This window comes from Streptomyces sp. NPDC005761 (genome assembly GCF_040630635.1).
Classification (GTDB): domain Bacteria; phylum Actinomycetota; class Actinomycetes; order Streptomycetales; family Streptomycetaceae; genus Streptomyces.
Genome location: NZ_JBEXXX010000001.1, coordinates 120,028 through 132,977, shown reverse-complemented (window position 1 = coordinate 132,977; position 12,950 = coordinate 120,028). Strand labels below are relative to the sequence as shown.

At 71.0% G+C, this 12,950-nt stretch carries 11 protein-coding genes; 1 reads left to right on the top strand and 10 read right to left on the bottom strand.

Annotation, left to right across the window (positions count from 1 at the left end):
- Window positions 1–28 precede the first annotated feature (28 nt).
- Window positions 29–874 carry an LLM class F420-dependent oxidoreductase gene (locus ABZ434_RS00650; RefSeq protein WP_359131032.1) on the bottom strand — a complete coding sequence of 282 codons (846 nt, stop codon included), beginning with the start codon at window positions 872–874 and terminating at the stop codon, window positions 29–31.
- A 97-nt stretch (window positions 875–971) separates the two neighbouring features.
- Here ABZ434_RS00650 and ABZ434_RS00645 point away from each other — a divergent pair, with 97 nt between their 5' ends.
- On the top strand, window positions 972–1,322 hold the full coding sequence (locus ABZ434_RS00645; RefSeq protein WP_359131031.1) for a hypothetical protein: 351 nt from the start codon (window positions 972–974) through the stop codon (window positions 1,320–1,322).
- A 48-nt stretch (window positions 1,323–1,370) separates the two neighbouring features.
- On the opposite strand, the gene ABZ434_RS00640 is transcribed toward ABZ434_RS00645, so the two are convergent.
- The 9 genes from ABZ434_RS00640 to ABZ434_RS00600 all read right to left on the bottom strand — a co-directional run bounded on the left by ABZ434_RS00640 (window position 1,371) and on the right by ABZ434_RS00600 (window position 12,907).
- Window positions 1,371–2,210: a hypothetical protein gene (locus ABZ434_RS00640; protein ID WP_359131029.1), complete on the bottom strand. Its 840-nt coding sequence runs from the start codon at window positions 2,208–2,210 to the stop codon at window positions 1,371–1,373.
- A gap of 108 nt (window positions 2,211–2,318) precedes the next feature.
- The gene (locus ABZ434_RS00635) at window positions 2,319–3,782 is read right to left on the bottom strand and encodes an aldehyde dehydrogenase family protein (protein ID WP_359131028.1); all 1,464 of its coding nucleotides are present in this window, start codon (window positions 3,780–3,782) and stop codon (window positions 2,319–2,321) included.
- Window positions 3,779–5,518 (bottom strand): D-aminoacylase, encoded by a 1,740-nt coding sequence (locus tag ABZ434_RS00630; RefSeq protein ID WP_359131026.1) that lies wholly within the window; start codon window positions 5,516–5,518, stop codon window positions 3,779–3,781. The genes ABZ434_RS00635 and ABZ434_RS00630 overlap by 4 nt, the downstream gene beginning before the upstream one ends.
- 226 nt (window positions 5,519–5,744) lie before the next feature.
- Window positions 5,745–6,866 carry an LLM class flavin-dependent oxidoreductase gene (locus ABZ434_RS00625; protein ID WP_359131025.1) on the bottom strand — a complete coding sequence of 374 codons (1,122 nt, stop codon included), beginning with the start codon at window positions 6,864–6,866 and terminating at the stop codon, window positions 5,745–5,747.
- Between the two features lie 126 nt (window positions 6,867–6,992).
- A complete protein-coding gene (locus ABZ434_RS00620; RefSeq protein ID WP_359131023.1) occupies window positions 6,993–7,778 on the bottom strand; it encodes a glucose 1-dehydrogenase in 786 nt (261 codons plus the stop codon).
- Between the two features lie 10 nt (window positions 7,779–7,788).
- Entirely contained in the window at window positions 7,789–8,742 is a 954-nt protein-coding gene (locus ABZ434_RS00615; RefSeq protein WP_359131022.1) for an LLM class F420-dependent oxidoreductase, read from the bottom strand.
- Between the two features lie 149 nt (window positions 8,743–8,891).
- Complete coding sequence (locus ABZ434_RS00610) at window positions 8,892–9,476, bottom strand: class I SAM-dependent methyltransferase (RefSeq protein ID WP_359131021.1); 585 nt, start codon at window positions 9,474–9,476, stop codon at window positions 8,892–8,894.
- 152 nt (window positions 9,477–9,628) lie between these two features.
- A complete protein-coding gene (locus ABZ434_RS00605) occupies window positions 9,629–11,542 on the bottom strand; it encodes an AMP-dependent synthetase/ligase (protein ID WP_359131019.1) in 1,914 nt (637 codons plus the stop codon).
- 96 nt (window positions 11,543–11,638) lie between these two features.
- Window positions 11,639–12,907 (bottom strand): acetyl-CoA C-acetyltransferase, encoded by a 1,269-nt coding sequence (locus tag ABZ434_RS00600; protein ID WP_359131018.1) that lies wholly within the window; start codon window positions 12,905–12,907, stop codon window positions 11,639–11,641.
- Between the last annotated feature and the right edge of the window lie 43 nt (window positions 12,908–12,950).

Genomic DNA, 12,950 nt, shown 5'->3' with positions numbered 1-12,950 from the left:
TGTCCCGCAATTCCTGGCGGGACAGCCCTCAGAGGTACTCGGCGAACGCGTCGAGCGTCCGCAGGACCTCCGGTTCGGCAGCGGGGGGCAGTTGGAGGACGACCTCCTCGATGCCCAGGTCCGCGTAGTGCGCCAGTTTGCCCGGGCTCGGCAGGACCGCGTAGGGGATCACCTGGAGGTCCTTCGGGTCGCGGCCCGCCGACTCCCAGACCGTGCGGAGCCTGGGCACCGACTCCGTCAGGCCCCGGCCGCCGATCGGCATCCAGCCGTCCGCGTACTCCGCGATGTGCGCGAACAGCTTCGGTCCCGCCGCGCCGCCGATCAGGGTGCGCGGGCCGATCACCGGACCACGCGGCTCCTGGACCGGCTTCGGGTAGGCGTGACTGGCCCGCACCGAGCCGAACTGGCCTTCGTAGGCGGTTGGTTCGGGACTCCACAGCGCGCGCATCAGCGCCATCCGGTCACGGCCCAGCTCCCGGCGCGTCGACCACGTGACTCCGTGGTCCGCAGCCTCCTCGACGTTCCAGCCGAAGCCGAGGCCCAGCGTGAAGCGGCCGCCGGAGACGTGGTCGAGGGTCGCGATCTGCTTGGCCAGATCGATCGGGTCGTGCTGGGTGATCAGCGTGATGCCCGTACCGAGGCTCAGCCTTTCGGTCACCGCGGCGACCTGGCCCAGGGCGACGAACGGGTCCAGGGTGCGGCCGTACTCGGGCGGCAGGTCGCCGCCCCCCGGGTAAAGAGTTTCCCTGCTCACCGGGATGTGCGTGTGCTCCGGAAGATAGAGCCCGGCGAATCCCCGCTGCTCAAGCTCGTGCGCGAGCCGCACCGGCGTGATCGTTTCGTCGGTGAGGAAGATCGTTGTGGCGATCCGCATACGAAGACACCTCCGTCGTTGTCTGGTGGCGGCTCAAACGTATGCCGTACGGTGCGCAAAGCCGAGACTTCGGCGACTTCGGGGGAGGTCATTCACCATGGTCCGCAAGCGCACCCGTGCCGCTCTCACCGCTCTGTTCCTGACGGGCGTGCTCGTCGGCGGCGCACCCGCCGCGGCATCCGCCGCCGCGCCCGCTTCCGTGTCCGCGTCCGCCGCCTCCCGTACCGCTTCGGTACAGGGTGTGGGACATGCGGACGGGGTGACGTCCGTCCACGCCGGTGCGCGCGAGGCCGCGCACGCGTACAAGAGCAAAAGCAAGAGCAAGAAGCGGCGGAAGCACGGCTCCGGCGGGTTCGGTGGCGGGCTGATCGTGGGGATCGTGCTCGCCGTGATCGTGGTCGGCATCATCGCGTTCGTGCTCATCGCCCGCGCACGGCGCAACTCGTAGACGCCGCGCCGCTCGCCGCCCGGTTCGAGCGGCGAGCGGCGCGGTCCTTCACTGTGCCGAGACGTTGTGCACGGGGGGCATCGCCGCACGGGAGCGCATGACCGGTGTCCCGAAAGAGACGGTGTCGCCCGCGGACGCGGTCTGCGAGGTCGTGGACGTGCCGGGGTAGAACCAGCGCCAACTGCCCGGGGCTGACGCGGTCACCGTCGTACTGACCTGGCCGGAGCTGTTCGTCTTCACCGTCTTCACCGTCGTGTACGAGGTGGCGCCGGCCTTGCGGAACTGCAGCTTCACGCTCTGGCCGCCGTAGCCGCGGTACTTCAGCGCCTCCCAGTCGGCGCGGGCGAGCGTGCCGGTGACCTTGACCTGCTTGCTGGGACCGACAAGGTAGGACCGCATGGCGGACACCTTCAGCGTCGCGGCTCGCTTCAGCTTGAACGGGGCAAGCGCATCGAAGATCCAGTAGTCCCTGTCGTTGGCGTTGACGATGCCGTAGACGTTCCAGTCACCGGCCCCCTCGTTGGCGTTGCGCTCGCTGTACCCCGGAAACCAGTGGGGATCGATGCGCATCGTCGCCGTGCAGTCCGAAGTGGTGCTGCTCAGCTTCTTGCAGGTGACCCCGACCGTCTCGGCCGGAACGCCGTAGGTGGTGTTGGCGCTGCCCGCACGGATTTCCCCTAGCCCCTTGACACCCGAATTGTCTTTGATGGTCAGCTTGACCGGAAAGGTCACCACCGCACCGGTGCCGACGACGACGCTCTTGCCGTTGTTGGCCACCGCCTTGACGACCCGGATGTCGCCCCGCCCCTCGGCGTGCGCCGGTGACGCCCCCAGCACGGCCATGACCACCGAAGCGGCCACCGTGCCCCACAGCACATGTCTTCGCATGTCCCCTCCTCCTCACCACCCGCACCGAGTCCGGCGCGAAGGCGTGGGCACAGCGTAGAACCGGCCCCACGGGGGCCCGCACGCGGGGACGGGCCCGCCCGCAGGCCCTCAGCCCGGCCAGACGATCGACTGGAGTTCGCTGTACGCGTGCAGTGCGTACGAGCCGACGTCCCGGCCGACACCGCTGCGTTTGAACCCGCCGAACGGGGCCTCCATGTTGCGGCCGATGGTGTTCACCCCGACCCCGCCGGCCCGCAGCCGGCGGGCCGTCCGGAAAGCGCGGGAGACGTCGCCGGACCAGACGTAGTCGATCAGTCCGTAGTCGCTGTCGTTGGCCAGCGCGATGCCTTCCTCGTCGTCGTCGAAGGGGACGACCACCACGACCGGGCCGAAGATCTCCTCCCGCACCACCCTCATGTCGTTGGTGCAGTCGGCCAGCAGCGTCGGCGCGACGTAGAAGCCGCGGCCGGTCGGGTCCGGGCGTTCGCCGCCCGTGACGACCCGGGCACCCTCCTTGCGCCCCAGTTCCACGTACGACTCGACGCGGTCGCGGTGGGCGGCCGAGATGACCGGGCCGACGACCGTGCCCTTCGCCCTCGGATCGCCCACCGTCAGGTACCCGGCGTACGCGGTGAGCCTCTCGACCAGCGCGTCGTGCACGGCCCTCTGGACCAGGACGCGGGTCGGAGCCGTACAGATCTGCCCGCTGTAGAAGGAGAACGTCGTCCCGATGCCCGCGACCGCCGAGTCCAGGTCGGCGTCGTCGAACACCACGGCCGCGCCCTTCCCGCCCAGCTCCATCAGCTGCCGTTTCATGCTCCGGCCGCAGACCTCCGCGATGCGCTGTCCGACCGAGGTGGAGCCGGTGAAACTGACCATGTCGACGTCCGGCGAGTCGACCGCGGCCTCGCCCACGTCCGGGGCCGAACCGCTGACGACGTTGACGACGCCGGCCGGCACACCCGCCTCCGCGAGCGCCTCCGCCATCCGGTAGACGGAGAGCGGGTCCTGCGGGGCCGGCTTCACGAGGACCGTGTTGCCCATCGCGAGCGCCGGAGCGATCTTGCCGGCCGGGTTGGCCCAGGGGTTGTTGTACGAGGTGATGCAGGTGACGACGCCGACCGGCTGCCGGACGGCGAGCGCCCCGAAGATCCCGGCCCGGCCCATCGGCCCGGCCTCGTTGATCTGCGGCGGGACGGCGTGCTCGACCGGTTCCAGCGCACCCTTCGCATACCGCCGGAAACGGGCCGCGCCCACGGCTACCTGCATCCCGCGGGCCGTACCGGTGGTCGCGCCGCTCTCCGCCTGAGCGAGGGCGGCGTTCGCCGTGAAGTCGCGCTGCATCAGGTCCGCGGCGCGGTCCAGGATCGCGGCGCGTTCCTCCGGGCGGGTGCGGGACCAGGGGCCGAAGGCGTCGCGGGCCGCGGCGGCCGCCTCGTGCACCTGCGCGCGGGTCGCCTCGGGGGCGAGGCCGACGACGTCCTCCGTGGCCGGGTCGATCACCTCGTAGTGGCCGCCGGCAGGCTCGGTCCACTCGCCGCCGATGAAGAGCCGCTGGGGGTCCGTGGTCACAGGGTGCTCACCGTCCGGGTGTCGCGGCCGGAACGGAGCACCGTCCCGGGGACCGCGCCGGTCACCTTGTCGTCGCGCAGGGTCTCCACCCCGTTGACGCGGACCGACACGATGCCGAGGGCCTTGGAGTCCAGCCGGGGACTGTCGCCCGGCAGGTCGTGGACGAGGGTGGCGGGGCCCGCGTCGATGCGTTCGGGGTCGAAGAGGACGAGGTCGGCGTGGAAGCCCTCCTCGACACGGCCGCGCTCGCGCAGGCCGAAGAGCCGGGCCGGGTCGTCGGTCAGCATCTTGACGGCTCGCTCCAGCGGCATGAGCCTGCGGCCGCGCAGGCAGTCGCCGAGGAAGCGGGTCGTGTACGGGGCGCCGCACATGCGGTCCAGGTGGGCGCCCGCGTCGGAGCCGCCGAGCATGACGTCCTCGTGCTCCCAGGTGCGCCGGCGCAGGGCCCACGAGTCGGGGTCGTTGTCGGTGGGCATCGGCCACAGGACCGTACGCAGGCCGTCGGCCGCGCAGATCTCGACGAGGCAGTGGAAGGCGTCCTGGCCGCGCTCGGCCGCGATGTCCTTCACGACGCGGCCGCTGAGACCCTCGTTCGCCGCGCTGTAGGTGTCGCCGATGACGTACCGGCCGAAGTTCGCGAGGCGGCGGAAGACGCCTGCTTCCTTGCTGTCGGCGCGGCGCAGCATCTCGGCGCGGGTGTCCGCGTCGCGGAGCCGCTCGATGCGTTCGGGTACGGGGAGGGCGAGGATGTCGCCCCAGCCCGGGATCAGGTTCAGGGCGCAGAACGTGCCGAGCGACATGTTCATCGGGGTGAGGATCGGCATCGTCAGCGCGACGACGCGGCCTCCCGCACGGCGCGCGCGTTCGCTGGGGATCAACTGGCGCGGTACGCGTTCGGGTACGGCGGCGTCGATGGTCAGGACGTTCCAGTTGAGCGGGCGTCCCGCGGCTGCCGTCATGTCGACGAACAGGTCGATCTCCTCGTCCGAGAACTGGTCGAGGCAGCCGGCCACGATCGCCTCGATCTGCGTACCCTCGTGCTCGCCGACGGCCCGGGAGAGCGCGAGGAGCTCCTCGGGCAGGGCGTGCCGGGAGGCGACCGGCTGCCCGTCGCCGTCGGAGTGCGTGGAGGACTGGGTGGTGGACAGGCCCCATGCCCCCGCGTCCATCGCGTCGTGGAAGAGGGCGAGCATGGCGTCGAGTTGGGCGGGCGTGGGCTGTCCGCCGACGGCATCGGCGCCCATCACGTGGCGTCGCAGGGCACAGTGGCCGACCATGAATCCGGCGTTCACGGCGATGCGACCGTCGAGCGCGTCGAGGTACTCGCGGAAGCTGGACCAGCTCCAGTCGACGCCTTCCTCCAGGGCCTTGAGGGCCATGCCCTCCACCCGCGACATCATGCGCCGGGTGTAGTCGGCGTCCTCGGGGCGGTCCGGGTGGAGCGGGGCGAGGGTGAACCCGCAGTTGCCGCCGGCGACGGTGGTGACGCCGTGGTTCATCGACGGGGTGGCGTACGGGTCCCAGAAGAGCTGCGCGTCGTAGTGCGTGTGCGGGTCGACGAATCCGGGGGCGAGGACGAGGCCGGTGGCGTCCTCGGACGTCGCGGCCTCCTCGGCGACGGTGCCGGGCTCCGCGATGACGGCGATACGGCCGGCCCGGATGCCGATGTCCGCGAGGTAGGAGGGCCCGCCGGTGCCGTCCACGACGGTCGCTCCGCGGATGAGGTGGTCGAGCATGACGGGGTCCCTTTCTCCGTGTGGTGTGTCGCGCCGGGGTGCGTACGGCCGCGGTACGCACCCCGGCGCGCGGAGCGGCGGTCCGGGAAGACGCCGCCCGTGTGCGGGGGAAAGCCCCTGGGGGCCGGATCAAGCCCTCGCCGGGCACGATCAAGCCCCTCCGGCGATTGCGGAGCGGGGGCACGGGGGCAGCGCCCCCGAAAACCCCGTACCGGGGGCCGGGCGGCTACGCCGCGTCGCGGAACCGCGTCGTCCGGTGGACCGGGTCCGTGTCGATCTTCGGGATCACGTGCTCACCGATCAGCTTGATCGAGTTCAGCGTGTCCTCGGGACTGATCCCGATCGGCAGCCCGAAGCTCAGCTGGTCCGCCCCGGCCTGCTCCCACCGCCGGCACTGACCCAGCACCTCGTCCGGGTCACCGCAGATCATCAGCTCCTCGGCGATCAGGAGCTCGATGATCTCCTCGGAGTACTCCGGCAGCAGTTCCGGCCACTCCGGGATCCCTTCCGGCCGGGGGAAGGTGTCGTGGTAGCGGAAGAGCAGCGACTGCAGGTAGTTCAGCCCGCCGCCCACCGCGATCTCGACGGCCTTCTTGTGCGTCTCGGCGCAGATCGCCGTGGAGGTCACCATCACGTTGTCGTTGACGAAGTCACCGACCGGCTCGGCGTCCTTGACCGCGTTCTTGTAGGACTCGACGACCCACTCCATGTCGGAGACCTTCTGCACGCTGAAGCCCAGCACGCCGAGGCCCTTCTTCCCCGCCATGGCGTACGAGGGCGGTGAGCCGGCCGCGTACCACATCGCCGGGTGCGACTTCCCGTACGGCTTGGGCAGGATCTTGCGCGGCGGCAGCGACCAGTGCTTGCCCTGGAAGCCGACGTACTCGTCCTGGAGCCACATCTTGGGGAACTCCGCGATGGTCTCTTCCCAGAGTTCCTTCGTGTGGTTCATGTCGGTGATGCCCGGCATGAACCCGAGGATCTCGTGGGTGCCCGCCCCGCGGCCGGAGCCGAACTCGAAGCGCCCCTCGGAGAGGTGGTCCATCATGGCGACCTTCTCGGCCACCTTCACCGGGTGGTTGACCGGGGCGAGCGGGTTGAAGATGCCGGAGCCGAGGTGGATGCGCTCCGTGGCGTGTGCGAGATAGCCCAGGTACACGTCGTTGGCCGAGAGATGCGAGTACTCCTCCAGGAAGTGGTGCTCGGAGGCCCAGGCGTACTTGAAGCCGGACTTGTCCGCCTGGATGACGTACTCGGTCTCCTCGATCAGCGCCTTGTGCTCTGCCCCGGGGTCGGCCTTGGCCCGCGCGGCGGGCACGTACCCCTGTACAAAGAGCCCGAATTCCAAGGGGATTCACCGTCCTCAATCGTTTCTGACACACCGTCAGATTATGATGCGTCCGACTGTTCCACCGACACCCCGACCCGTCAATAGCTGACGCCCCGTCAGGCTCGGCCGCCGGGACCGGCACAGTCAGAACAGGCTGACGCCCGCCAGCCACCCGCCGTCGATGACGAACGGCTGACCGGTGATGTACGAGGAGTCGTCCGAGGTCAGGAACAGCGCGAGCGCCGCCACCTCCTCGGGCCGGCCGATCCGCCCGAGCGGCACGAGCTTCTTGTAGAGGGCCCCCACGGCCTCCGCCGTCTCCTCCGGGTCCGCGTCAGGGTCCAGGGCCGCCGGATTGGTCATCGGGGTGTCCACGGCGCCGGGACACATGGCGTTGACCCGGATGCCCTTCGCGGCCAGCTCCACGGCCGCCACCCTGGTCAGCCCCAGCACGGCGTGCTTGGTCGCCGCGTACGCGCCGACGAACGCCATGCCGGTGAGCCCGGTGTACGAGGAGGTGTTGACGATGGTGCCGCCGCCCGCCGCCGCGATCTCGGGCGCGACGTTCCTGATCCCCAGGAACGCCCCCACCTGGTTGACCTGCACCACCTGCTGGAACTCCTCCAGCGGCGTGGACACCAGCTCGTTGAAGCGCAGGATCCCCGCGTTGTTGACCAGCCCGTCGATCTTCCCGAAGGCACCCTTCGCGGTGGCGACGGCCGCCTGCCAGTCCTCCTCCCGGCTCACATCCAGGTGCACGAAGAGCGCCGCATCCTCCCCCAGCTCCTTCGCGAGGGCCTCACCCTGCTCGTCGAGCACATCGGCGATGACCACCCGCGCCCCCTCGGCCGCGAAGAGCCGCGCCTCCTGCTCACCCTGTCCGCGCGCCGCGCCGCTGATCAGCACGACCCGCCCGTCCAGCTTGCCCATGGCCTGACTCCTACCTGTCGACGTTGTCGAGGTGAGGTGCGACGTCGGCGGCGAACGCCGCCATCTGATCGGTCAGTTCACTTCTGCTCCGGCTCCGGAAGCGCACCTGGATCTGGTGCACCCCCATCGCGCCGTACTCCCGCAGCGACTCCGCGAGGGCCTCCGGCTTCCCGCTGAGCGTCCGCCGCCCCACGGGCCAGTCCGGCTCCCCCACGTACAGGGGCTCGGTGATGGCCCCGACGACGACCGGCTCGGCGACGCCCGCCTCCTCACGGAGCGCGTACAGCCGGCCGATCTGCGCGGGCAGCTTCTCCCGCGGGTCACCCTGCGGCAGCCAGCCGTCCCCCCGCACGGCGGCCCGGCGCACCGCCGCGGGAGAGGAGCCGCCCACCCAGACCGGCACCCGCGCCTGGGCGGGCCGGGGCAGCTGCCCGAGCCCGCTGAAGGAGAAGCGCTCCCCCGCGAACTCCGGATACTCCTCGGGCCCGAGCGCGGCCTTGAGCGCGTCGATGCTCTCGTCGAGCACGCCGCCCCGCCCGTCGAAGTCCGCCCCGAGCGCCTCGAACTCCTCGCGCACGTGCCCGGCCCCGACCCCGAGGATCAGCCGGCCGCCGCTGAGGTGGTCGAGGGTGGCGTACTGCTTGGCCGTGGCCAGGGGGTGCCGCAGCCCCACGACGGCGACATGGCTCATGAGCAGTACGCGCTCGGTGATCCCCGCGAGGAAGGCGAGCGTGGCGACGGGGTCGTACCAGACGGTGCTCATCGCCCCCGCGAGCCTGCGGGGGACGGCGACATGGTCACAGCTCGCCAGATAGGTGAAGCCGGTACGGTCGGCGGTGCGTGCGATCTCGGCGAGGTCGGCCGGGGTGGCCCCGGCCTCCCACGGCTCTGCGTATATGGCGCTCTGCGACTGGATCGGGAGCTGCATCCCGTACGACAGCGGTCCGGCGGGCAGTATCGGCACCGAACGGCCTCCTTCCCCTGGAACGACCTGGCATGACGCTGCGCGTATCTGACGGCACGTCATATCGCGAGCGGAGCCATAGTCGTACCTGACGCACCATCAGGCAAGGGGTGGTGAAAGCCGGTCGGCCGTCGCGCCCTTGATCGCTCTCAGGACCGGGCCGACCGCACCGCCATGAGGAGCCCGCTCGCCCAGGCCATGCGCACGGACCGGAAGTCCTGGCGTTCCTCCAGCTCGGTCAAGAGCCGCTCGACCGAGGCACCGTGGCCTTGTGGCCAACCAGGCTGCGGGTCGAGGTCGTCGATCAGGTACGTTCCGCCAGGGGCCACGAGTTGCAGGGCTCGTTCCAGGTGGGTGAACTTGCCGGGCCAGGTGTCCGCGAACACCAGGTCGAAGGGTTCCCCGTCATAGTTCTGCAGCCACTCGCCGCCGTCTCCGGCCGCGAAGGTCACCCGCGGATCGGACCCCAGCTGCTCGCGGGCGACCTTCTGCACGGCTTCGTCGAGTTCGATCGTGACCAGCTGAGAAGCGTCGTCCATCCCGCTGAGAAGCCAGGCGGCGCCCTCGCCCACACCCGTGCCGAGTTCGAGGATGCGGCCACCGGGACAGTGGGCCGCAAGGACCGCCAGCAGGTTGCCGGTGCGCTCCTCGCAGGACAGGGTGAAGCCCGCTTCGCGCGCTGCGGCGCGCAGAGCCGGCAGTGAAGTGGGGAATGTGCTCGGTCTGTCGTCCATCCGGGGATCATGCAGCCGCCCCTCCGGGCCCGCAACACCCTGTGCCACCCCCACAGCGGCTCGCCGACGTCCGTGGGCGGCTCCCCCGTCCGCTCGAGAACGAGGGAGCCGCCGCTCGGCCGGCGCAGGACGGGCAGCAGCCACCGCCCTCCCTACTTCCGGTACAGCTCCTCGATCTCCGCCCCGAAGTCCCGGGCGATCGCGTCCCTCTTCAGCTTCAGGGACGGCGTCAGATGGCCGCCCTCCTCCGTGAAGTCCACCGGCAGGACGGTGAACTTGCGGATCGACTCCGCCCGCGAGACGAGCCGGTTGGCCTCGTCGACCGCGCGCTGGAGCGCCGCGCGCAGTTCCTCGTCGTGGACGAGATCACGCATCGGGATGTCGCCCTTCTTCTTCATCTGCCGCCAGTGGGACAGCCCGTCCGGCTCCAGGGTGATCAGGGCCGTGATGAACGAGCGGTTGTCGCCGACCACCATGCACTGGCTGACCAGCGGGTGGGCGCGCAGCCAGTCCTCCAGGGGGGCCGGCGTGACGTTCTTGCCGCCCGACGTGATGATGATGTCCTTCTTGCGGCCGGTGATCGTGAGGTAGCCGTCCTCGTCGAGCGCACCCAGGTCGCCGGTGGCGAACCAGCCGCCGTCCAGGGCGGGGACGGCTTCGCCGCGTTCGGTGTCCCAGTAGCCCTGGAACACCTGGCCGCCGCTGAGCAGTACCTCGCCGTCCGGTGCGATGCGTACGGCGGTGCCGGGCATCGGCCAGCCGACCGTGCCCAGGCGCGGCCTGAGCGGCGGGGTGACGGTGGCGGCGGCCGTGGTCTCCGTCAGGCCGTAGCCCTCGAAGATCTCGATGCCGGCGCCCGCGTAGAAGGCGGCGAGGCGGTGGCCCAGCGGGGAGCCGCCGCAGATCGCGTAGCGGACGTGGCCGCCCAGCGCGGCCCGGATACGGCGGTAGACCAGCGGGTCGTACAGCGCGCGGGCCGCCCGAAGGCCGAGCCCCGGACCGGGTCCCGTGCCGTGTTCGGCGGCCTCGACGGCCTGGCCGTAGCGCTGGGCGATGCGTGCGGCCCGGTCGAAGGACGAGGCGCGGCCCATCTTCTCGGCGGTGGCGCGGCCGGTGTTGTAGACCTTCTCCAGTACGTACGGGATGGCCAGCAGGAACGACGGTTTGAAGCCGGCCAGATCGGCGAGCAGGTCCTCGGTCCGGATCGACGGGGCGTGGCCGAGGCGGACCCGGGCGCGCAGGCAGCCGATCGCGACCATCCGGCCGAAGACGTGCGACAGCGGCAGGAACAGCAGTGTCGAGGCGGGGTACTTGCTGACGGACTTGAAGACCGGGTGCAGCAGTTCGATGGCGTTGTCGACCTCGGCGAAGAAGTTGCCGTGCGTCAGGACGCAGCCCTTGGGGCGGCCGGTGGTGCCCGAGGTGTAGATGAGAGTGGCCGGAGTCTCCGGTTCCAGGGTGGCGCGGCGAGCGGCGACGACCTCGTCCGGGACGTCCTTGCCGAGCTTCTTCAGCCGGCCCAGCGCACCCGTGTCGAACTGCCAGAGGTGGGTGAGGTCGCCGAGCTGTTTGCGTTCCTGGCTGATGATCCTTCCCTGTTCGGCCGTCTCGACGGCGCAGGCGACCGCGCCGGAGTCCTGGAGTATCCAGCGGGCCTGGAAGGCGGACGAGGTCGGGTAGATGGGGACGGTGACCAGGCCGGCGGCCCAGGACGCGAAGTCGAGCAGGGTCCACTCGTAGGTCGTACGCGCCATGATCGCGATGCGGTCGCCGCCCCGCAGGCCCTCCGCGATCAGGCCCTTGGCGACGGCGAGGACCTCGGCACCGAACTCGGCAGCGGTCACGTCCTGCCAGGTGCCGTCCGGCTGCTTGCGGCTGAGAACGGCGTCCGTGGGCGCCTCACGGACGTTGTCGAACGGGATCTCGGCGAGTGACCCGCGGCGCACCGGTCGGGCGAACGCCGGTACGGAGACCTGCTGGACACTGCCGTCGGCGGCCCTGACCTTCGTCGGCTCGACCAGGACGGGCGTGGAGGGTGCGGGGGAAGGGGCGGATGGCGTGGACACGTGCGGCTCCTCAGCATCGGGGTCGGGCGGTTCACCTGGGTCCGCCCGGCGGCAGGCCCGGGGCCTTCGTCGGACAGTGCGCAACTGTTCTGCGGCTCACACGCGTTCGAGGATCGCCGTGACCCCCTGGCCGCCAGCCGCACAGATGGAGATCAGCCCGCGGCCCGGCGCGTCGCGTTCGGCGAGGAGCTTCGCGAGGGTCGCGACGATCCGCGCGCCCGTCGCCGCGAACGGGTGCCCGGTCGCGAGGGACGACCCGGCGACGTTGAGCCTGTCCCGGTCCAGCGGCTCGAGCCCCTGCTTCTCCCAGGCGGCCAGCGTGGCGAGCACCTGGGAGGCGAAGGCCTCGTGGACCTCGAAGAGGTCGAAGTCCTCGACGCCGAGTCCGGCCCGCTCCAGCATCCGCGGCACGGCGTACGCGGGCGCCATCAGCAGCCCGTCCTCACCGCCCACGTAGTCGACCGCGGCCGTCTCGTACAGCGAGAGGTACGCCTGCGGCTCCAGCCCGTGGCGCTCGGCCCACTCCTCGCTCGCCAGGAGCACGGTCGCGGCGCCGTCGGTGAGGGGCGTCGAGTTGCCCGCCGTCATCGTCGCGTCCGGGTGGTCCGCGCCGAACACCGGCTTCAGCGTGGCGAGTTTCTCCACCGTGGAGCCCGGACGCAGGTTCTGGTCGCGGTCCAGGCCGAGGTACGGGACGACGAGGTCGTCCAGGAAGCCCCGGTCGTACGCGGCGGCGAGCCGCTGGTGGCTGGTGGCGGCGAGGAGGTCCTGCTCCGCGCGGCCGATGTCCCACTTCCGGGCGGTGACCGCCGCGTGGTCGCCCATCGAGAGACCGGTGCGCGGTTCGGCGTTGCGCGGGATGTCCGGGACGAGGTGCCGGGGACGTACGCCCGCAAGGGCCCTGGCCCTGCCGCCCGTCGACTTCGCGCGCCGGGCCGAAAGCAGCAGCCTGCGCAGTTCGTCGTTGACGCCGAGCGGCGCGTCGCTCGTGGTGTCCACGCCGCCCGCGATCGCGGAGTCGACCGCCCCGAGGGTGATCTTGTTCGCGGCGGCGATCACCGCCTGGAGACCGGTGCCGCACGCCTGCTGGATGTCGTACGCGGGCGTGCGTGGGTCGAGCCGTGAACCGAGCACGGCCTCCCGGGCCAGGTTGAAGTCCCGGCTGTGCTTGAGGACCGCGCCCGCGACGAACTCGCCGACCTGGTGCCCCTGGAGCCCGAACCGCTCGACCAGCCCGTCCAGCGCGGCGGTGAGCATCTGCTGGTTGGAGGCCTGCGCGTACGGCCCGTCGGAGCGCGCGAAGGGGATACGGCTGCCACCGATGACCGCGACCCTGCGGGGCTGCGGGAGTGCGAGGGGGATCATCTCGACCAACTCATCTCGACCAACTCCTGACTCTTGAGTAACC

Bases quoted from the DNA above. Each gene is read 5' to 3' on its own strand.
- ABZ434_RS00600 (WP_359131018.1), bottom strand. From the start codon at position 12,907: ATGATCCCCCTCGCACTCCCGCAGCCCCGCAGGGTCGCGGTCATCGGT.
- ABZ434_RS00640 (WP_359131029.1), bottom strand. From the start codon at position 2,210: ATGCGAAGACATGTGCTGTGGGGCACGGTGGCCGCTTCGGTGGTCATG.
- ABZ434_RS00645 (WP_359131031.1), top strand. From the start codon at position 972: ATGGTCCGCAAGCGCACCCGTGCCGCTCTCACCGCTCTGTTCCTGACG.
- ABZ434_RS00650 (WP_359131032.1), bottom strand. From the start codon at position 874: ATGCGGATCGCCACAACGATCTTCCTCACCGACGAAACGATCACGCCG.
- ABZ434_RS00610 (WP_359131021.1), bottom strand. From the start codon at position 9,476: ATGGACGACAGACCGAGCACATTCCCCACTTCACTGCCGGCTCTGCGC.
- ABZ434_RS00620 (WP_359131023.1), bottom strand. From the start codon at position 7,778: ATGGGCAAGCTGGACGGGCGGGTCGTGCTGATCAGCGGCGCGGCGCGC.
- ABZ434_RS00630 (WP_359131026.1), bottom strand. From the start codon at position 5,518: ATGCTCGACCACCTCATCCGCGGAGCGACCGTCGTGGACGGCACCGGC.